The 676-nt window shown below is 42.3% G+C and carries 1 other annotated feature (only partly in view).

Features of this window, described 5'->3' with window-relative positions:
* The first annotated feature begins 232 nt into the window (after positions 1 to 232).
* Positions 233 to 676, top strand: a sequence feature (mutual gap in cmsearch alignment for this rRNA model is longer than 100) (it continues 2,388 nt past the right edge of the window).

Raw genomic sequence — 676 nt, 5'->3', positions numbered from 1 at the left:
GATTCCTAGAGATAGAGTGGGTTATAGTTTTTACAAACAACCAGGAAACATACGTTTTTAGTTTGTAAGATCATTGAGACTCTATTGTGAATACGGGAAAAAAGTTCATTGACATATTGAAGAAACAAAGAATACGAGAACACTATTAGATAGAAATATTTAATATAAGTAATACATTATAATACTTCTGTTCTAGCGCAAGTTAGGATAGATTAGAGCATTAAGCAAAGCGCATACAAGCTAGATAAGGGCGTATGGGGAATGCCTAGGCTCTCAGAGGCGAAGAAGGACGTGATAAGCTGCGAAAAGTCGTGGGGATTGGCACATACAAATTGATCCGCGAATATCCGAATGGGGCAACCCACTATATTGAAGATATAGTATCCGCAAGGAGGCGAACCCGGAGAACTGAAACATCTAAGTACCCGGAGGAAGAGAAAACAATAGTGATTGCGCTAGTAGCGGCGAGCGAACGCGCAGAAGCCCAAACCAATGAGTTTACGGACTTATTGGGGTTGTAGGACTGCAACATTGTTTGTACAATGAATTAGAACAAGTTGGAAAGCTTGGCCAAAGACGGTGATAGCCCGGTATAGGAAAGTTGATATAAAGCATAGCAGTATCCTGAGTAGTGCGGGGCACGTGAAACCCTGTATGAATCCGGCGGGACCATCCG

Origin of the sequence: Christiangramia qingdaonensis, assembly GCF_048381525.1 — a bacterium.
In the GTDB taxonomy this organism is placed as follows: Bacteria; Bacteroidota; Bacteroidia; order Flavobacteriales; family Flavobacteriaceae; genus Christiangramia.
This window is presented reverse-complemented; position numbering and strand designations above follow the sequence as displayed.